A 19,896-nucleotide genomic window follows, 5' to 3' on the forward strand; every position below is an offset into this window, starting at 1 on the left:
GCCTCGCAAAAAAAATGCGGCGGGTCTCCCCACCGCATTTTCCTGCGTCAGTTTTTTACTGGCTGTTCCTAATTATTGGCTATTCCGAATCATTGGCTACGTTGATGTAGACAGTGCGGACTTCACCATCTCCGCGTAGAGCGGGTCGGCCTTGTTGAACTGCGCCAACATACGCGCCTGGATAGAAGCGTTGGCCTGGCGCAGACCGCCGGCAATATTGTCCACCAGCTGCTGTTTCTGGTCATCGCTCATCAGGCGGAACAAGTCCCCGGCCTGGGTGTGGTAGTCCTCCCCGTCCTGACTGTAGGGCTTGATCCAGGCATCCCGCTCCAGTGGCATCGGCGGCTCGGCCACCTCCGGTACCGGTGCAGGCGCACCCTGATCGATACGATCGTTGGGGTAGAAATTTACACTGCTGTCCTGATTCGATGCCGCGCCACCCAGCGGACACATACCGGCAAAAGCACCGTCGCGCTGGTAATGGTGCACCGGACAGCGCGGGGCATTAACCGGGATAGTGTTCACGTTGGCACCCACCCGGTAGCGGTGAGCATCCTGATAGGCAAACAGCCGCGCTTGCAACATCTTGTCCGGCGAGGCACCGATACCCGGCACCAGATTGCTGGGCGCAAAGGCGGCCTGCTCGGTCTCGGCAAAATAGTTCTCCACATTGCGGCTCAGCTCGAGCATGCCGATGTCGATGAGCGGCGCCTCGCTGTGTGGCCACACCTTGGTAAGATCAAACGGATTCACCGACAGTGTTTTCGCCTGTTTTTCAGAGAGAATCTGCAACTGGACTCGCCACCTGGGGTAGTCGCCCTGGTCGATGGATTCCACCAGATCCTGCTGTGCACCAAAAGCCGGATAATTGGCTGCCTCTTCACTGCGCACATTCTTGATGCCCTGCTGAGTTTTCAGGTGCCACTTCACCCAGAAGCGTTCACCGCTTTTATTCCAGAAGCTGAGGGTATGTGAACCGAAACCGTGCATATGCCGGTAACTGAGCGGAATGCCGCGATCGGACATCAGGATAGTCATCTGATGCAGCGACTGAGGGTGATTCGCCCAGTACTCGAAGCTCGCGGCAGGGTCGGGAAGATTGGTGCGCGGATTCTTTTTCTGGGAATGAATAAAATCCGGGAATTTGGACGGGTCATTCAAAAAGAACACCGGGGTATTGTTCCCCACCAGATCGAAGTTGCCCTCTTTGGTGTAAAACTTCACCGCAAAGCCGCGGGGATCGCGGGCGTAATCACTGGAGTCCTGACCGCCGCCCACCGTAGAAAAACGCACGAATACCTCGGTATCGGTACCGGGTTTCTGCAGAAAATCGGCAATGGTCCAGTCGCTAAGGTCTTTGTTCAAACGAAAGGTACCGTAGGCGCCGGTTCCACGGGCGTGAACCACTCTTTCGGGGATGCGCTCGCGGTTGAAGTGCGCCAGTTTTTCAAACATGCGGAAGTTATCAAAGGTGAGCGAGCCGCGCTCACCGGCAGAAATGCTGTTGTTGTCGTCGGCAATGGGTGCGCCGGCGGAAGTCGTCAGCTTGTTGTGGCTCATGGCTCGGTTACCTCTTTCCATTTTCCATCAAGCTCCGCTGCAACACCCATCCGGCCTCGTGAGTCAGGGGGTGGCAAGCATTCACCGGTTGGATTCTTGTCCCTTGTGGAAAGTGGCGCTTGAGTCAGGTCAATTTAGACGGAAGTCCAACAAAATAAATTTGAATGGCATCTGGAATATTTTTCCGCCATCGATTTGACAGTGAGAGGTGCTCAACTAGGCTTATTGCGGGAGTTTGCTCCTCGTATTTACCGCAAGACCACTGCCGGCAAACCATGCGCCGCCAGACAATAATTGACGAGAACCACGCCATGATCATCGCCACCGACATGCCCGAAGTTTCCAGCTGTGCCGCCACCAGCTGTGCCTACAACACCGATTCTGCCTGTCACGCCCGCGCCATCACCATCGGCGATGGTGACCAGCCAGACTGCGATACCTACTTCAATAACAGCCATCACACCAAGCGCGAGCGCCACGCCGGCGTGGGTGCCTGCAAGGTCACAGCCTGCAGTCACAATGAAGACTTCGAGTGCGGCGCGGATCAGATTGAACTCGGGTACAGCGGAAACACCGTGAATTGCCTGACCTACGCACACTGAGCAAACTCACATTCACAAAAAAAGGGAGGGAAGCCTTGGCTTCCCTCCCTTTTTATCGAACGTCAGTTTTGCAGGATGCCCGGTCAGTCGGCGACCTTTGATCCCTTGAGCCCGTAGTAGGCAATGTAGGCATAGCACACCACTGGCACCAGGAAAGAGATCTGCAGACCCGCGCTATCGGCCACAACCCCCTGGATCAGCGGTACTATCGCTCCCCCGACGATGGCCAGACACAGAACACCGGAAGCCTGACCGGCCTGTTTGCCCAGCCCCTGCAGCGCAAGGCTGAAGATGGTGGGGAACATGATGGAGTTGAACAGCCCCACCAGCAGGATCGCCCACATAGCGGCTGCACCCGAACCCAGAATGGCGGCAAACACCAGCAAAATCGCGGCGACCGCGTTGAACGCCAACACCAGCCCCGGCGATACCTTTTGCATCACCGCCGCACCGATAAAGCGGCCGATCATCGCACCACCCCAGTAGTAAGCGATATAGTGTGCCGCTTTCGCCTCTTCCATTGCCGCAACGCTGTCGAGACCAAGGAAGTTCACAAGAAAGCTACCGATGGAAACTTCCGCGCCCACGTACACAAAAATACCCACGGCACCCAGCACCAGATGACGGTGGGACCAGACAGAGCTCCCCTCTTCCGCCACGGCCTTGTCAGCCTGCATGTCAATCTGCGGCAGCTTGAGCCGACTGAAAATCACGGCCAGAGCCGCCAGCACGCCAGCCAGCATCAAGTAAGGGACTTTCACCGCATCCGCTTCCGCATCCGCGCTTAGCGCATCCGCACCAACGGTAGCAGCAGAGAGAATCAGTACGCCGCCAAAGAAGGGGGCAACGGTGGTGCCCAGGGAATTAAATGCCTGGGTCATGGTGAGGCGACTGGATGCGGTGGCCGGATCGCCGAGAGCGGTCACATACGGGTTGGCAGATACCTGCAGCAGGGTGATACCCGAGGCGAGCACAAACAGTGCGCCGAGGAATACAGGGTACGAGTGACTTTCGGCTGCCGGGTAAAACAGCAGGCAACCAAGTGCCGCTACCGCGAGACCGCCCACGATGCCCTTCTGGTAGCCGATACGCTTAACCAGCGCCCCGGCAGGCAGGGAAACTGTGGCATAGGCACCGAAGAAGCAGAACTGGATCAGCATTGCCTGGGTGTAACTGAGATTGAAGACTGCTTTCAGGTGGGGAATCAGGATATCGTTGAGGCAGGTCAAAAAGCCCCACATAAAAAACAGCACCGTGAGTGCTGTCAGTGCGAAACGGAAATTGCCCCCCTCGCTGCTGGTGGACGTCTCAATCGGAATATTGGTCACTGGCGCCTGGGTCCCGGCCATAGTTCACCTCTTATGATAGTTATTGTGCCTGTTTCATCATCGTATGAATGGCTGGTCGAAATGGAGTAACGATCTAGAGGAGACAGGGGACACGATCGCCGTGTGCGTAGTTTCTACCGGCTTCCCCCCGGTCTCTCCATAGGATTGAGACGTACCAGACCAGGCCATCCAATCCCCGCCGTATACAAATTTGGCGGAGACATAAAGAACATCACGGCAGACTATCACGGTGAATCTGCACCGGTTGGTGCCACTTTGCGCTGTCGCGTCCCACTTTCACGGCTAGTGAGAAGTGGGAGCAAAGTTGATATTGAGTGGACTTTTAACGGCTCCTCAGCTCATACATTGCCACCGCAGGAGCCGGAACCACCTCTTCTGCGAGCAAGTCAACCGCAACATTTTCGATGACCATACACTCGCCCACTGCACTGGTGGTAACAATCGGCGCTTACTTTACCTCTTCCCCATGGGCCTGCTTATCCGCGTGATAGGACGAGCGTACCATCGGGCCACAGGCCGCATGCTTGAAGCCGATCTGCTCGGCGTAAACCCGGTACTCTTCAAACTCATCCGGGTGCACATAACGCTGCACCGGCAGGTGCTCCTTGCTCGGCTGCAGGTACTGGCCGATGGTGAGCATGTCGATATCGTGTTCGCGCATGTCGTCCAGTACTTCGAAAATCTCTTCCTTGGTCTCACCAAGGCCCACCATCAGGCCGGACTTGGTGAGTACGTCGGGGCGGCGCTTTTTGTATTCCTGCAGCAGTTTCAGGGACCACTTGTAGTTGGCACCGGGGCGGGACTCGCGGTACAGGCGCGGCACGGTTTCCAGGTTGTGGTTGAACACGTCCGGGGCATCCGCTTCAAGAATGTCCAGCGCGATGTCCATACGACCGCGGAAGTCCGGGGTCAGGATTTCCACCTGCAGGTTCGGCGACAGTGCGCGGGACTGCTTGATGCAGTCGGCAAAGTGCTGGGCACCGCCGTCGCGCAGGTCGTCCCGGTCCACCGAAGTGATTACTACATAGCGCAGGCTCATGGCCGCAATGGCTTCCGCCAGCTGCTGCGGTTCGTTCGGATCCAGCGGGTTTGGCTTGCCGTGGCCCACATCGCAGAAGGGACAGCGACGGGTACAGATCTCGCCCATGATCATGAAGGTGGCGGTACCGCCACTGAAACACTCACCCAGGTTGGGACAGCTGGCTTCTTCACACACGGTGGCAAGTTTCTGCGAGCGCAGAATGCTCTTAATGCGCTCAACTTCTTTGGACGCTTTGACTGAAGGCACCTTTACCCGAATCCATTCGGGTTTGCGCAGGGTCTGGTCACTGGCGATTACCTTCACCGGGATGCGCTCTACCTTGTCGCCGTCGCGCAGTTTTTCGCCCTGCTGCAGGCGGCGGGTGCGTTTTACCGGGCTGATTTCCGGTACAGCGGCTTCCGGCACGGCAGTTTCGGGAACTGCAGAGGTAGCGATGATTTCCGGCTTGTCGGTATCAAAACGTTCAGACATTACTCATTCCTGATTCGGTATCGGGCTCAATCCCCGCCACCAAAAATAAATTCTCGTCCACCGGCTGCCAGTCGGCTGCCGGTAATTGCAGTCTGCGCTGCAATGCTGCTACAAAAATCTCAGCCACTTTTTGCCATTCCGGCGCAGGCTGGATCACTTCGGTCATCTGCACCATCTGCATGCCCGCATATCCACAGGGATTGATCCGTAGAAAGGGGCCCAGATCCATATCGATGTTGATGGCGATACCGTGGAAGCTGCAGCCGCGGCGCACCCGCAGACCAATAGAGGCAATCTTGTTGCCGGCACGGGGACCATCAGTGAGGTAAACACCGGGCGCATCCGCGCGCGGTGCGGCGGCAATCCCGAATTCCGCCAGCATATCGACGGTGGCCTCTTCCAGCGCGGTTACCAGGTCCCGTACTCCGACCTTGCGGCGGCGCAGGTCCAGCAGCGGGTAAACCACCAGCTGGCCGGGGCCGTGGTAGGTCACCTGACCACCGCGATCCACCTGAACTACCGGGATATCGCCGGTATTCAGCAGGTGCTCGGCCTTGCCGGCCTGGCCCTGGGTAAATACGGGGGGGTGTTCAACGCACCAGATCTGATCCACGGCGTCGCTGCCGCGGGTATCGGTATAGTGGGCCATGGCACGCCATACGCTTTCGTAGTCGCGCCGGCCCAGATTGCAGATGGCCAGATCTTGTGCGGCCATCAAATCACCATGTGTACGCCGTCAAGGGCGACAAGTTCTTCGGTCAGCGCCTGCAGTTGCGGCTCTCCGGTTGCAATGATGAAGAAGGTCACCGAGGTAAACTTGCCGTTGCGGCTGGGCTTGTGCTTCATCTTGCTCTCGTCCAGATCCGGCGCATGGCGGCGCATCACTTCCAGAACAAGCTGGTGCAACTGCTCGTCGGCGTTTCGCAACACCTTGACCATATAGTCTTCACAGGGAAATTCGATTTTCGGAGGCTGCTGCTCTGAATCCTGGGTCATACCACACTCACTTGGCCGCAGGTCAGAAGTGAAGACGCGGGGACGGATCCCTGCGGGAAACGCGGCCGGGCGGCGATTATACAGTGCGAGTCGGGGACTGGACAGGGAGGAAAGATTGCAGGCGAAACTGCTTTAAGAAGGGCCCGGCGGCGAAGCCAGCCGGGCTGAGACCGTCAATGACAGCAACTTTTACTGGAAGAAGCCCATCACGAAGCGCTTGATGGAGTCCCACAGGCGCTTGAAGAAGCCGGCTTCCTCAACATCCTCGGCCACTACCGCGGCAACATCGGCGACGGTTTCACCGTCCAGGGTCACAATCACCTTGCCTACCTGCTGTCCCTTGGCCAGCGGGGCCTTGAGTTCACCGTCGACGATCAGGTCGGCCTTAATGCTCTCTTCACCACCGCGCGGGATGGTCACAAACACATCGTTTTTGACCGCAACACCCACGGAGTCCACTTTGCCACCCCAGACCCGCTCGGTCTGCAGCACGTCGTTGCTGCCATACACTTTGTGGGTCTGGTAGTAGCGGAAGCCGTAGGCCAGCAGCTTCTGGGTTTCGGCAGCGCGTTTTTCGTCGCTATCGGTACCCACCACCACGGAAATCAGGCGCATACCGCGCTTGACCGCAGAGGCCACCAGGCAAAACCCGGCCTCTTCGGTATGGCCGGTTTTGATACCGTCAACCGCAGGATCGCGCCACAGCAGGCGGTTGCGGTTGGGCTGGTTGATACCGTTAAAGCGGAAGTATTTTTCCGAGTAGAGCGCGTAGTGATCCGGGTGATCGTTGATCAGTGCGCGCGCCAGTTTACCCAGGTCGCGGGCCGTAGTGACGTGACCTTCTGCCGGCCAACCGGTGGCATTCATAAAGTGGGTGTCGTCCATTCCCAGCAGTTGCGCCTGCTGGTTCATTACCTCGGCAAAGACCTCTTCACTGCCGGAAACGAATTCCGCCAGCGCAATACTGGCGTCGTTGCCGGACTGCACGATGACACCGCGCAGCAGGTCGATCACCGGTACCTTGTCGCCCACTTTGACGAACATTTTGGAACCGCCTTTGCGCCAGGCCTTTTCCGAAATATTCACCATGTCCTGTTCTTTGATGGCGCCCTTTTCCAGCTCTTCAGACACGATATAGCTGGTCATCATCTTGGTGAGGCTCGCCGGGGGAATCTGCTTGTCGGCGTCGTGTTCCACCAGCACCTGTCCGGTGTGGGCGTCGATCAGCAGGTAGGCCGTCGCCGCCAACTGGGGCGGTGCCGGAATCAGCGGTTTATCGGCCTGGGCCACACTGCTGGTGCCGACAATCAGGAGCAGACAGGCAAATAAGCGTTTGAACATGGGTATCTCTTTATTCCTTGCGTACAAAAAGTGTCAAAAACCCGGCTCCAGCCGGGGTATGCGCTGCGATAGACCAACAATCACCGCGACGGTTCAGTCAACGACGATTATCGCGGTCAATCAATCAACCACCACCTGGGGCTGACCAAAAGATTGCTGTTCTACGGACTCCCGCAATGCGGCCAGTGCCCGCTGCTGAGCGATGGGCCCAATACGCACCCGGTAGAGCATTTGTCCGTCACGCTGCACCGGGCTGACGGATACAGGATAGCCGAATGCAGCGGCCAGCTGCCCGCGAATGTCATCTGCCTGACTGGCGGAGCTGTAGGCCCCCACCTGCAGGAAGGTATTTTCCGGCAGTTTGAAGCTGGCGTCCTGCGGTAAACCTTTACGCGCGGCAGCGTCTTTTTCCACCGCCAGGGTTTCGCTGGCACTGGGAAGGCTGGCGGGATCCAGGGCTTCGACTTCTACCCGGGCAACGCCCTTGTCGATGTAGCCGAGTTTCTGCGCGGCGGTGTAACTGAGGTCAATGATCCGGCCCGGCACAAAGGGGCCCCGGTCATTAACCCGCACAATGATACTGCGGCCATTGTCCAGGTTGGTCACCTTGGCGTAGCTGGGTAGAGGCAGGGTTTTATGCGCCGCCGACATGGCGTACATATTGTAAACCTCGCCATTGGCGGTCTTGCGACCATGGAATTTGGTGCCGTACCAGGACGCGTGCCCGCGCTCCCGGTAGCCATCCACGCCCTTCAGCACTCTGTATTTCACCCCATTCACCACATAGGGGGACTTGTTGCCCGCCACCCCGATGGGTTCACGCACCGGGGTCACTTCCGGCGTGGCCAACATATCCACAGGTACTGCCGGGCCGCTATCGCGCACCTGGTCGAACGGGACATCCTCCGAGCCTGCGCGGGGTTTATCGGGGGTTTGCAGTGGTGTGGTATTACAGGCTGAGAGCAAAGCCAGTGCACCGGCTGCGGCAACTTTTACGCCGACGCTAACGCCAGACTGGAAACCAGCAAGTAAACCCGACCGAGGCCCCTCGGCCGCCGTGATATTTTTCATAAGCTTCCCCCGGCACAGGCAAAACAGCAGCCCGCAACCGCGATTTATGGTTTTTATGTTGCCCCGCCACCATCCGCTGGCGAATCAACCGCCGGGTACTGCATCGGTCCCCGGCTATGGATATTGCATTATTCCGCCGATTGTCCGTTCAACCATCGGCCTTGAAACAGATTATTTAAAACCAACAAACAGCGAACAAACACCTATCAGGAACGGCCACCGCGCGCCTTGATAATCTCCTGCCCCAACTCATACACCGCCATGGCATACAGGCGGCTGTGGTTATACCGGGTAATGGTGTAGAAATTATTCAGCCCGATCCAGAACTGGTCGCCTTCCTGGGTATCCAGTGAAAATACGTTGGCCGGCATGTCTTTGGTGACCTGGGCGGTGGTGGGGAAACCCTTGGCTTCCAGTTCACCCACCGTCCACTTGGGTTTCAGGTCATCGTTGACGATGGTCATATCCGCATTCGGGAGCGGCTGGGTAATCACCGTCACCGGCTCCCCAGGCTTCCAGCCGTGCTGTACAAAATAGTTGGCGACACTGCCAATGGCGTCTTCGGTGTCCGTCCAGATATCCACGCGGCCATCACCATTGAAGTCCACCGCATAATTTCGGTAGCTCGATGGCATGAATTGACCGAAGCCCATGGCACCGGCATAGGAACCCTTCAGTTCTTTCGGGTCCAGTTTTTCATCCCGGGTCATCAGCAGGTAGTTTTCCAGTTCCTTGGTGAAGAACTTGGAGCGGCGCGGATAATTGAACGACAAGGTCGCAAGGGCATCCAGTACCCGATAACTGCCCATATTGCCGCCGTAGCGGGTTTCTACGCCGATGATGGCAACAATCATTTCCGGCGGTACGCCGTATTTTTCTTCCGCGGCCTTCAGTGCCTCGGCGTTTTTATCCCAGAACTCCACACCACCGCGAATGCGGGTATTGGTCAGAAATATTTTGCGGTACTCATGCCAGGGTTTGGCTTTTTCTGCCGGGCGTTTGATCGCTTTGAGGATCGAATCCTTGCGCTTGGCTTCCTGCATCAGGGTTTGCAGGTCGTCGCGATTGAAGTTGTGTTCGGCCACCATGTAATCCACAAAGGCCTTGGCCTGGACATTGTCCCCATGCCCCTGCTCCTGGGCGCAGGCACTGAGCACCAGCCCCAAGCCTGCCAGCAATCCTGTGGTCCACTTCAAAACAACCGCTCCTGTTTTCATACAAGTACTTCCGACTACTTTTTCCGTTATTAAAATCGAACTGATGCTGTGACTGCAAACGCGCCAAAAAGTGGCACCTTACACGAGAAAAAGTGAAGCCTACCTGAATATGGCCCGGTTAAAACTGACCCGGGCCACATCCCGTCAAACGGCGGGTCAAAAAAGTACTCTGCGCCTTTCCGTGCTGATGGCCATGAGAATGCCAAACCCGGCCATCAGAGTTATTACCGAAGTACCACCATGACTCACCAGCGGAAGCGGTACTCCCACCACTGGCAACAGGCCGGTCACCATACCGATATTCACAAACACGTAAACAAAGAAGGTGAGCGTGATACTGCCCGCCAACAGGCGGCCGAACACGTGCTGGGCCATGAAACTAATATAGATGCCTCTGGCAATGATCAACAGATACAGGGCCAGCAGGATCAGGGCGCCGCGCATCCCCCACTCTTCGGCCAGTACTGCAATGATGAAATCCGTATGGCTCTCTGGCAGAAAATCCAGCTGGGACTGAGTGCCTTGCATATAGCCCTTACCCGCCCAACCACCGGAGCCGATCGCCGCCTTGGACTGGAAGATATTCCAGCCGGCGCCGAGTCGGTCAGCATCCGGGTTGAACAGGGTGAGAATCCGCTGGCGCTGATAATCCCGCAATCCCCAGATCCACATGGGCCAGGCCGCCATCAGTCCCAGCAATCCCGCGCTGCCGATCATTTTCCAGCTGAGGCCGGAGAGATAGAGCGCGAAGATACCGGATGCGGCAATCAGAATTGAAGTCCCCAGATCCGGCTGGCGCACGATCAACGCCGCCGGTACCGCAATGATAAGCAGGGCCCCCGCAATGGTCAGGAAAGATGGCGGCAGGCTGCGCTTGTGGAGATAGGCTGCCACCGCAATGGGCACCGCCAGCTTCAACACCTCTGAGGGTTGGAAGCGAAAACCGCCGATCTGCAGCCAGCGCTGCGCGCCCTTGGCCCCAACCCCAAAAAAGAGCACCGCCACCAACAGGCAGCAGCCGCCCAGGTAAAACCAGGGCGACCAGCGACGATAGAATTCCAGCGGAATCTGCGCAGCAATCAACATTCCCGTAAACGCCAGGCCCATAAACACCGCCTGGCGCTTCACATAGTGAATCTCTTCACCGGAAGCGCTGTACAGCACCACCAGGCCCACCCCCGCCAACACCAGCAGCAAGAGCAGCAGCGGCATATCGATATGCCAGCGACGGGAAAAGCTCTCGGGGCGACGCAGGCTACTGCCGGCATCTGGCAACCGGTGCATATAGTCGCGACTAGCCACGGACGCGGATCTCCTGAAGTTGGGGCATAGGAACCATTGACTGCGGTTGCGCCATGGGCGGTCGCCAGCGGAGCGGCGCGGATGACATACCAGGCTCGAGCGCCGCAGTATCTTCCAGCTTGCGCGACATCCAGTCGAAGAACACCTCACGCGCGACCGGCGCCGCTACCCGGCCACCGCCCTCGCCGTTTTCCACCAGCACCGATACCGCAATCTGCGGGTCATCCACCGGCGCAAAAGCGACAAACAAGGCGTGGTCCCGGTGGCGCTCCTTGAGCGCTTCGGAATCGTATTTTTCGCCCTGGGCAATACCGACGACCTGGGCGGTACCGGACTTGCCGGCCACCTTGAAGTCCAGGTCGGCGCCGGCTTTCTTGCCAGTGCCGTGGGTGCTGTAAACCACCGCTTCCATCCCCTTGAATACCAAGTCCCAGTATTCCGGGCGGGCATCCACGTGGTGCAGGACTTCCGGTGGTTGCTCGACACCGTCCACCGCCATCACCATTTGTGGGCGATAGTGAGTACCGCGGTTGGCAATGGTAGCGGTCATCACCGCCAGCTGTAGCGGGGTGGCCAATACAAAGCCCTGGCCCAGCACGGCGTTAAGGCTGTCACCGGGGAACCAGGGGGCGCCGCGGGCACCGCGCTTCCAGTCTCGCGACGGGAAAATCCCCGGGTATTCCCGCGGCAGGTCGATACCGGTTTTCTCCCCCAGGCCGAAGCGGGTGGCTACGTCATGCATGCCATCGATATTCCAGCGCGACGCCATATCCCAGAAATAGACGTCGCAGCTTTGCGCCAGCCCTTGAATCAGGTCCACATGTTTGCCGTGGCCCCAGCGCTTCCAGTCCCGATAAATACGGCTGTCATTGGGCAACTTGAAGTGGCCCGGGTCCGCCACTTTGGTCTCCGCGGTAATCACCCCGGCTGCCAGGCCACCGAGCCCCATCATCGGCTTCAGGGTCGATCCCGGTGGGTATTGCCCCTGCACCACCCGGTTGAACAGGGGCACATCGAGAGAATCCCGCAAGGCGCTGTAGTCCTTGAAACTGATACCGGTAACGAACAGGTTGGGGTCAAAGGAAGGCTGACTCACAAACGCCAGCACACCGCCGGTCTTGACGTCGATAGCCACTACCGCGCCGCGATTCTCACCCAGGGCATCGGTTGCTACCTGCTGCAGGCGGGTATCCAGATGCAGGGTCAGTTCCGCACCGGGTTTGGGGTCGTGGCGCTCCAGCACCCGCAGCACACGGCCGCGGGCGTTGGTTTCCACATTCTCATAGCCTACTTCGCCGAGCAGCAGGTCTTCATAGGAGCGCTCCAGGCCCACCTTGCCGATACTCTGGGTACCGCGGTAGCGGCTCACATCTTCCTCGGTAAAGGCGGTCAGTTCGCGCTCGTTGATGCGGCCCACGTAGCCCACACTGTGGGCAAACAGCTCGCTCTCGGGGTAATAGCGCACCAGCTCGGCCTCGACCGACACCCCCAGCAGGTGGAATTCATTGACGCTGATGCGGGCAATTTCGTCTTCGCTCAGGCGATAGCGCAGCGGCACTGGTTCGAACGGGCGGCGGCGCGGCAGGCGGCGTTTGAACTTCTCCACATCGCTGTCATCCAGGCGTACCAGCTGGCCGAGGAGTTCCAGGGTGGCGTCCAGGTCTTTGACCCTTTCGCGGACGATAGAGAGAGTGTAACTGGGACGGTTGTCCGCCAGCAGCTCGCCGTTGCGGTCGTAGATCAGACCGCGCGTGGGCGGCACCGGCCGCATCTGGATACGGTTCTGGTCCGACTGGGTGCGGTAGCTCTCGTAATTGACCACCTGCAGGTTGTACAGGCGCGCCACCAGCACTCCCAGCAGCACGGCGACGCCGACAATCGCCACCAGCATGCGATTGCGGAACAGTCGCTGCTCTGTGTGGTGATCTTTGAAGCGCAGGTTTTCTGACATGGTGGTCGGTACGAACTGTCGTTATGGGTCTTTATGGATTGGCGGTGGCGCAAAAATGACCACGAAGTGTACACAAGTTTATCGCGCCTGCGGAGTCTTCCGCGCAGACGCGCGCACAGCCCGCACAAAGAAGAAGACGCCAAACCTGATCAGACGCCAGGTCGGCACACGAGTTCAATCCAATTGGGGGCTACTCAAGATTACTTGTGGTACGGGTGACCGGCCAGCAAAGTCCAGGCGCGGTACAGCTGTTCCGCCAACAGTACCCGCACCAGCGGATGGGGCATGGTCAGGGCGGAAAGCGACCACTTCTGGTTGGCGCGCGCCAGGCATTCTTGCGACAGGCCATCCGGGCCGCCGATCAGCAAGCTGACGTTGTCTCCGGACATCTGCCAGTCCGCCAGTTCCCGCGACAGCTGTTCGGTGCTCCAGGACTTGCCCTTCACCTCCAACGCCACCACGTGGTCCCGGGGCCCGAGGGCCGCCAGCATGGCCTCGCCCTCTTTCTGGCGCGCCTTTTCCACCAGGGCGGCGGAGTTCTTCTGGCCGCGGTTGCCCAGGGGAATTTCCACCATTTCCAGGGTGAGTTCCCGGGGCAGGCGTTTGGCGTACTCGTTGTAGCCTTCCTGCACCCAAGCGGGCATTTTGCCGCCGGCGGCGAGAATCCTGACTTTCATCGCGGGCGATCAGTTCTGGTGGGGGTCGCTGCCGTCCGCATCTTTGCGGGTATTGGGGGTCATGGACCACAGCTTTTCCAGGTCGTAGAAACCGCGGGTTTCGGCCTGCATCACGTGGATAACCACATCACCGTAGTCCACCAGCACCCACTCGCCCTGCTCCATGCCTTCGACACCGATGGGGCGAACGCCGGCTTCTTTACCGTCTTCGACCACATTGTTGGCCAGGGATTTGACCTGGCGATTGGAGGTGCCGGTGCAGATGATCAGGGTGTCCATCACATCGCTCAGTTCGGAGACATCCAGGGTGACAATGTCTTTCCCTTTGAGGTCTTCCAGTGCGTTTACGGCAATTGCTTTGATATCAGTCATAACACCTGTACGTGGGAGCCTTGGCCCCTATTGTTCGCTCTTGTAGAGCTGATGAGTTTGAATGTAGTTGAGTACCCGCTCCGGCAGCAGAAACTGCGGTGAACGGCCACGCTCGATCAGGCTGCGGATGCCAGTGGCGGAAATCGGCAACAGTGTCTGCTCCCGCACCAGGATCCTGCCCGCGGCTTCCTGCCGCAAATGTTGTAATTCACCCCGGTGTGACGCCAGTAGCTCGGCCACTTCGCCATCTCTGGGAATCTGCCACCCGGGGCGGGTCACCACCACCAGATGGCCCAGTTTTGTCAGCTGCTCCCAGCGATGCCAGCTGGGCAAGCTGAGAAGAGAGTCGAGCCCCATACAGAAGCTGATGGACACTTCCTCGCCCAACTCTGCGCGCAGCTCTTCCAGGGTATCCACGGTGTAAGTGGGCCCCTCCCGGTTCAGCTCGCGCTCATCCAGGGTCAGTTCCGGGCAGCCTTCGATCGCCAGCGCCAACATATCCCGGCGCGCGGCACTGCTGACGCCGGGGGTTTCCCGGTGAGCCGGCTGGTGCGAGGGCAGCAGGCGCATTTCATCAAAGCCCAGAAGCTCTTTCAGCTCCAGCGCCATACGCAGGTGGCCAAAGTGCACCGGATTGAAAGTACCGCCGAACAGGGCGATGGTTTTCAACTGATCTCCGGAGTCGCGATCAAGCATCTTTCAAGCAGCCTTCTTTAACCCTTCCAGAACCCTTCCCGTCACTCTCAAATAGCCACCATTCGATTCGAGAAGGTAGTGATACCGGGTGCGGCTTTGCGAGACCGTCTGCGGCCTGGATGGCCGCAGCCGAGCCCCCATGGATGGGTTTACGGCGTGTCTCGCAAAGCCGCACCCGGTAGCACTGCCGCCACCGGGCCCGCCGGATATACGAACTCGGCGGGACCCGGCACGTTACTGGCGGATATGCCCGTCCCCGAACACAATCCACTTCTGTGAAGTCAGTCCCTCCAGCCCCACAGGGCCGCGGGCGTGGATTTTGTCGGTGCTGATGCCAATTTCCGCACCCAGGCCGTATTCAAAGCCGTCGGCAAAGCGGGTGGAGGCATTGACCATCACCGAAGCGGAGTCCACTTCTGCCAGAAAACGACGGGCGCGGCTGTAGTCTTCGGTCACAATCGATTCGGTGTGGCCGGAGCTGTACTGGGCAATGTGATCCATTGCCGCGTCCATATCCGCCACCACGCGAATCGCCAGCACCGGCGCCAGGTATTCTGTTGCCCAGTCCGCCGCTGTCGCCGGCAATACATTGGGAAGTATGGCCCGGGTCTGCTCGCAACCGCGCAGCTCTACACCCTTTTCCTGGTAGGCCGCCGCCAGTTTTGGCAGGAATTCTGCCGCAACTGCCTCGGCGACCAGCAGGGTTTCCATCGCATTGCACACGCCGTAGCGATGGGTTTTGGCATTCAGCGCGATATCAAATGCCTTCTGCGGGTCGGCGCGGTCGTCCAGGTAGACGTGGCAGATGCCGTCCAGGTGCTTGATCACCGGTACCCGCGCTTCGCGGCTGATGCGCTCAATCAGGCCCTTGCCGCCCCGGGGGACTATCACGTCCACATATTCGGGCATGGAGATCAGCGCACCCACGGCAGCGCGATCGGTAGTGGCCACGACCTGTACTGCAGTTTCCGGCAGCCCGGCCTGTTTCAGGCCGGCGGCAATACAGGCAGCAATAGCGCCGTTGGAATGCAGCGCCTCGCTACCCCCGCGCAATATGGTCGCGTTGCCCGATTTGAGGCACAGGCTGGCGGCGTCGATGGTCACGTTGGGGCGAGATTCGTAAATGATCCCCACTACCCCCAGGGGCACACGCATTTTGCCCACCTGAATACCGCTGGGGCGGTATTTGAGGTCGCTGACTTCGCCCACCGGGTCCGGCAGTTCCGCGATCTGATTCAGCCCTTCGATCATGCCGTCGATGCGCCCGTCGGTCAGTTCCAGACGGTCCAGCAGTGCGGCATCCAAACCATTGTCGCGGCCATTCTGCATGTCTTTGGCGTTGGCCGCCGCCAGCTGTGGTCGCTGGGCATCCAGTTCGGCGGCGATCGCTTTGAGGGCGGCATTTTTTGTTCCGGTATCAGCGCGGGCCATCAGGCGGGCAGCAGCGCGGGCGGCGCGGCCCATGACCTGCATCATCTGACTGGTGGCGTCGGCGGCATCCTGACTGGCTTCATTGGCGCTGATGGTGTTCACGGCGGCTCTCCTTGATTGGCCTCTCACAACGAACGTATACGTCGGCCCGAAATTTCGGGTCGCGAAGTATACCGTAACCCGGACACAAAATTGCCCATAGAACGCGAATACCGCTTACTTGAGGCCCGCCCCGGTCAAAGTCGCTGGTCAGGGCCCGCAATCAAAGTCGCCGACCACGCTTTCCAGTCAATCTCCCCGGTCAAACGCATCGCGCGCAACACTCAGCTTCTGGTGCAAGTAGGCAATTCCCAGCAACGCCAGCCCCAGCCCCATAAACGAGGCCACCCGCAGCAACCCCTCGAGACCGGACATATCCACCAGGAACAGCTTCACGATCACCAGTGCCAGAACCGCCATTCCGCCTTGGTAGCAGTTGCGCCAGCCTCGCCAGCTGCCGAGCAGAATCGCAGTCACCGCCAACAGCAGCCATACCGCGGAATAGGTGTACAACTCCCCGGTAGAGGTCCCGGTATTCAGGCGAATATCCCCCTGCCACAGGTGGCGTATCTCCAGCGACACCCAGACAAATGCCGCCAGCGCGGACAACAGAGTGGCGAACTTCCGGCAGGTCGGCAGGTAAAAGCGGCGCACCAGCAGGGCCAACAGCGCCGGTCCGGCAAAGGCCGGTAATAACAGGTTGAATACCGGGCGCTCGCCAATGGCCTGCCAGGCCCAGGCCTGGCTGTCGGCCACGGCAAACAGAATGCGCAGATAACAGGCGAGCGAGGCCAGCATCAGCAGCCGCGCGTAGCCGTCATACCAGCGGGCAAAACTGCCCCCTAGCAGGCTTTTGCGGTAATAAACCAACCCCAAGCCGGCAAACAGCCAGATGTTGATCACCGCTTCGGTAAAACTGAATTCGGCCGCAAAGGCATTGCCGCCGTAGAGCCAGTAACGGCACTCCGCCCACAGCGCCAGTACCAACAAATGCAAGAATGCCGCCTCGGCCCAATTGGCCAGGTTAGCTAGCGGATCATTGCTTCCCCGCGGCTCGTTACCGGACCTCAACATCACCGCCGCCAGCCAAGCGCAGAGCGCGGAGCCACCGTAGGTCCAAAGCGACCAGTGGCTACCCTCGCCATAGGACAGAAGCCAGGGGTTGAACGTGAGCCGCACCACCACCAGCAGCAAAACGCCTTTCAGCAACCAGCCCAGTGCAGGTACCTGAAAACGACGGATAATCCAGGCCAGGGAAACCGCCTGCAGCGCGAGCGCCAGGGTCAGGCTGGCCTGCTCCAGCCACAGACAGACCGCCAGGCTGTATCCGAAGTGGCCGGCGACAAACAGCCAGACCACCATCGCCTTGGGCCAGGCCCTGGTCGCCCCGAGGCTTCCCAGATAGGCAAAAATGGCTCCGAGCACTGCTGCATACAGGCACCACCAGTAGCGCGGCAGGTATTCCGCCGCCAGCAGGTACCCGAGTAACAGAGAGAGCAGCGGCGCCATCACGGCCAGGGACGCCCACCAGTAGCGGGCCAGGCCTGCACGGAAGTGCGCCAAGGCCCCACCGGAAAACAGCAGCGCGGTTCCCCCGAGGTACAACAAAAACGGCCCCTGGTCCGCAGCCGGCCAGGGAGAGAGCCGGATCTCATTACCGCCATCCAGATACAGGCGCACGGCCAACCATGCCGCCAACTGCCCCAGCAACAAACCCCAGGAAAGCAGCGCGAAATTCGCGCGCCCCCGTGCGGCCAGCAGTATCACTACCACCAGCGGACTCCAGACCCACAGTGCGGTTGTCAGCGCCCCAACCTGTTCGCCCTCTCGCAGTATCGACAGGCACTGCGCGGCAATCACCACCAGCAAGCTGGGCAGCAATAACGGCACTATGGCGACGGCCGGTGCCGATGAACTTGCGGCCCTCTCGACACCCGATGTGACGCTTCCCCTGCTCCGGCCTGGCTTTCCGAGCAACAGCCAGTCCCCGGGCACCAGTGACAGTAACAAATACGCCAGCACCGCCAGATAGGGCCCGCGCCACCCATCTGCCTGATGCCCAGCCAGGGATATCAACCACCACGCCAGAGCGCCCAGCATCAGGCCCAGCCACAGCCAGGTGCGATACACGCGGCGCAACAACAGCAGTACCGAGGCTGTGATGATCAGGGCATAGAGCATGGCCCCCAGCACATTGCCGCCGCCGCTGGAAACCAGTGCCGGCACCGAATAGGCACCGAGCATGCCGATGGCCGCAAGCACAGGCCCATGCAGTCGCGCCAGCCACATGGTGACCAACGCCACCACCGCCAACAGACCGAAGGCCAGCCCCGGTTCAAACAGGTGATACAGGTGGAGCGCAGACAGAATCGCGGCAAAGGCAGTAATCGCGCCACCACCCGCCAGCGCCGCAAAAGTGGGATGGCTGGCCCCGGTTCTGCGGCGTAAATATTCGGAGGCCAGGTACAACGCCAGCGCTGTCGCCAACCCCAGGGCTACCCGCACTTTGGGGCCCAACAATCCCTGCTCTATGCCGTAGCGCGCGAGAAAAACGCCCGCCAGCGCCACACAGGCGCCCCCCAGCCAGACCATCCAGTTTTCCTGCAGTCGGGAAAGGAATAACGAGTGCTTGCGTGGTTGCGGTTGAAGCTCTTTGCGGGTTCGCTGTTTGCGCAATGCAGAACTGGTAGGAGCAGGAGTAGGAATATGGGTATGAGCGCGCCCGGCCTGAACCTTGGGAGAGGCGAATATTTCCGTTGAGCTAGTTCCCGTCGCGCTAGTTCCCGTCGAGTTAGTGCCCGGCACTTCCGACGATGGCGCAGGTGGTTGTACGGGCGGTGGCTGCTCTTTTACCGCTTCGGATACATCGACACTGGCCGTTGCGTCTACAGCCTTACGCAATCGGCTCAACTCCTGGCGCAGGCTTTTCACTTCGACAAAGGCAACAATTCCCAGCAGGGACCCGACAATCACCGTCAGAATCAGCAGCAGCCCCAGGAGGACAAATCCGTCCATAGATTCCCCGAATTGTTATTGTAATGCTGTTAAAAGGTGCGGCTTTTGCGCCTGGATCATTTGGTGTGAAGGCTTACTGCCTGGCCCAGCGATCCAGATTGGCGGCGATATGTGCCAGCCGCTCCAGAGGATCCTGGCTGGCCAGCAACTCGACCCTCGCCGCATCCTCCAGCGGCAACAGTTGCGCCAGCTGCCAGGACAGTGCCTCAGCAGATTCCACCGGGGCAAACTTGAGCGCCAGGGAAGCGGCATGCTGCTTCAGCTCGGTCAGCACCGCCAGCAAGCCGTCACAGCTTTCCGGCACCGGGTGCGACTCTTCATCCGGCAGCCACTCCACCTCTGCCATCAACAGGCCGTCTTCTTCGGGAAAGGACTCCAGAACCCGGAATCGGGACTCTCCCGCCACATCAATATGCAGCAGCCCTTCCTCACCCTGGCTCCAGTCCACAATCCGCACATAGAGCCCCAGCGGCCACACCTCCGCCGGCCCCACCTCACGGCCGCTGCGAATCAGCGCAACACCAAAGCCGGTATCCGCCTTCATGGATTCGGTTACCAGCCGCAGGTAGCGTTGCTCGAAGATACGCAGCGGCAGTGTCACGCCGGGAAACAGCGCCATATTGAGCGGAAACAGTGGGATCAACGACAAAATAAGCACCCTGTTGAGGTCCATGGACGCGACAAAGATACCATCGGTGCCGCTGAAGTAAGGATAATCTCCCGACAATTAAACAAAAAATCGCGCCAGCTGTTCTATGCTCAAA

17 protein-coding genes are annotated in these 19,896 nt (G+C 59.4%); 1 reads left to right on the top strand and 16 read right to left on the bottom strand.

Annotated features, from left to right (window positions below; genetic code table 11):
- Window positions 1–96: 96 nt before the first annotated feature.
- A complete protein-coding gene (locus tag GRX76_RS16400) occupies window positions 97–1,581 on the bottom strand; it encodes a catalase (RefSeq protein WP_305075867.1) in 1,485 nt (494 codons plus the stop codon).
- A 254-nt stretch (window positions 1,582–1,835) separates the two neighbouring features.
- Here GRX76_RS16400 and GRX76_RS16405 point away from each other — a divergent pair, with 254 nt between their 5' ends.
- Complete coding sequence (locus tag GRX76_RS16405) at window positions 1,836–2,162, top strand: DUF1540 domain-containing protein (protein WP_236250430.1); 327 nt, start codon at window positions 1,836–1,838, stop codon at window positions 2,160–2,162.
- An 83-nt stretch (window positions 2,163–2,245) separates the two neighbouring features.
- Here the strand turns inward: GRX76_RS16405 and GRX76_RS16410 are convergent, their stop codons facing one another.
- The 15 genes from GRX76_RS16410 to GRX76_RS16480 all read right to left on the bottom strand — a co-directional run bounded on the left by GRX76_RS16410 (window position 2,246) and on the right by GRX76_RS16480 (window position 19,859).
- Entirely contained in the window at window positions 2,246–3,511 is a 1,266-nt protein-coding gene (locus GRX76_RS16410) for a sugar MFS transporter (protein WP_160154290.1), read from the bottom strand.
- Between the two features lie 448 nt (window positions 3,512–3,959).
- Window positions 3,960–4,988, bottom strand: coding sequence for a lipoyl synthase (lipA, locus tag GRX76_RS16415; protein WP_370463959.1), 1,029 nt, complete (start codon window positions 4,986–4,988; stop codon window positions 3,960–3,962).
- Window positions 4,989–5,016: 28 nt separating this feature from the next.
- Window positions 5,017–5,739, bottom strand: a complete 723-nt coding sequence (lipB, locus tag GRX76_RS16420; RefSeq protein ID WP_160154291.1) for a lipoyl(octanoyl) transferase LipB — start codon at window positions 5,737–5,739, stop codon at window positions 5,017–5,019.
- Window positions 5,739–6,020: a YbeD family protein gene (locus GRX76_RS16425; RefSeq protein ID WP_160154292.1), complete on the bottom strand. Its 282-nt coding sequence runs from the start codon at window positions 6,018–6,020 to the stop codon at window positions 5,739–5,741. The genes lipB and GRX76_RS16425 overlap by 1 nt, the downstream gene beginning before the upstream one ends.
- A 189-nt stretch (window positions 6,021–6,209) precedes the next feature.
- Window positions 6,210–7,361, bottom strand: a complete 1,152-nt coding sequence (locus tag GRX76_RS16430; RefSeq protein WP_160154293.1) for a D-alanyl-D-alanine carboxypeptidase family protein — start codon at window positions 7,359–7,361, stop codon at window positions 6,210–6,212.
- A 120-nt stretch (window positions 7,362–7,481) separates the two neighbouring features.
- Complete coding sequence (locus tag GRX76_RS16435) at window positions 7,482–8,432, bottom strand: septal ring lytic transglycosylase RlpA family protein (RefSeq protein ID WP_160154294.1); 951 nt, start codon at window positions 8,430–8,432, stop codon at window positions 7,482–7,484.
- Between the two features lie 206 nt (window positions 8,433–8,638).
- Window positions 8,639–9,628 (bottom strand): lytic murein transglycosylase B, encoded by a 990-nt coding sequence (gene mltB, locus GRX76_RS16440; RefSeq protein ID WP_160154295.1) that lies wholly within the window; start codon window positions 9,626–9,628, stop codon window positions 8,639–8,641.
- 177 nt (window positions 9,629–9,805) lie between these two features.
- A complete protein-coding gene (gene rodA, locus GRX76_RS16445) occupies window positions 9,806–10,951 on the bottom strand; it encodes a rod shape-determining protein RodA (RefSeq protein ID WP_236250432.1) in 1,146 nt (381 codons plus the stop codon).
- On the bottom strand, window positions 10,944–12,902 hold the full coding sequence (gene mrdA, locus GRX76_RS16450) for a penicillin-binding protein 2 (RefSeq protein ID WP_160154296.1): 1,959 nt from the start codon (window positions 12,900–12,902) through the stop codon (window positions 10,944–10,946). Before mrdA ends, rodA begins: the two co-directional genes overlap by 8 nt.
- A gap of 200 nt (window positions 12,903–13,102) precedes the next feature.
- On the bottom strand, window positions 13,103–13,579 hold the full coding sequence (rlmH, locus tag GRX76_RS16455; protein ID WP_160154297.1) for a 23S rRNA (pseudouridine(1915)-N(3))-methyltransferase RlmH: 477 nt from the start codon (window positions 13,577–13,579) through the stop codon (window positions 13,103–13,105).
- 9 nt (window positions 13,580–13,588) lie between these two features.
- Entirely contained in the window at window positions 13,589–13,951 is a 363-nt protein-coding gene (gene rsfS / locus GRX76_RS16460) for a ribosome silencing factor (RefSeq protein WP_160154298.1), read from the bottom strand.
- Between the two features lie 27 nt (window positions 13,952–13,978).
- Window positions 13,979–14,647 carry a nicotinate-nucleotide adenylyltransferase gene (nadD, locus tag GRX76_RS16465; protein WP_160154299.1) on the bottom strand — a complete coding sequence of 223 codons (669 nt, stop codon included), beginning with the start codon at window positions 14,645–14,647 and terminating at the stop codon, window positions 13,979–13,981.
- Between the two features lie 234 nt (window positions 14,648–14,881).
- Complete coding sequence (locus GRX76_RS16470) at window positions 14,882–16,180, bottom strand: glutamate-5-semialdehyde dehydrogenase (protein WP_160154300.1); 1,299 nt, start codon at window positions 16,178–16,180, stop codon at window positions 14,882–14,884.
- Window positions 16,181–16,366: 186 nt separating this feature from the next.
- Window positions 16,367–19,132, bottom strand: coding sequence for a DUF2339 domain-containing protein (locus GRX76_RS16475; RefSeq protein WP_160154301.1), 2,766 nt, complete (start codon window positions 19,130–19,132; stop codon window positions 16,367–16,369).
- A gap of 73 nt (window positions 19,133–19,205) precedes the next feature.
- Window positions 19,206–19,859, bottom strand: coding sequence for an LON peptidase substrate-binding domain-containing protein (locus tag GRX76_RS16480; RefSeq protein ID WP_236250433.1), 654 nt, complete (start codon window positions 19,857–19,859; stop codon window positions 19,206–19,208).
- Between the last annotated feature and the right edge of the window lie 37 nt (window positions 19,860–19,896).

It is taken from the genome of Microbulbifer sp. ALW1, assembly GCF_009903625.1.
GTDB lineage: Bacteria > Pseudomonadota > Gammaproteobacteria > Pseudomonadales > Cellvibrionaceae > Microbulbifer.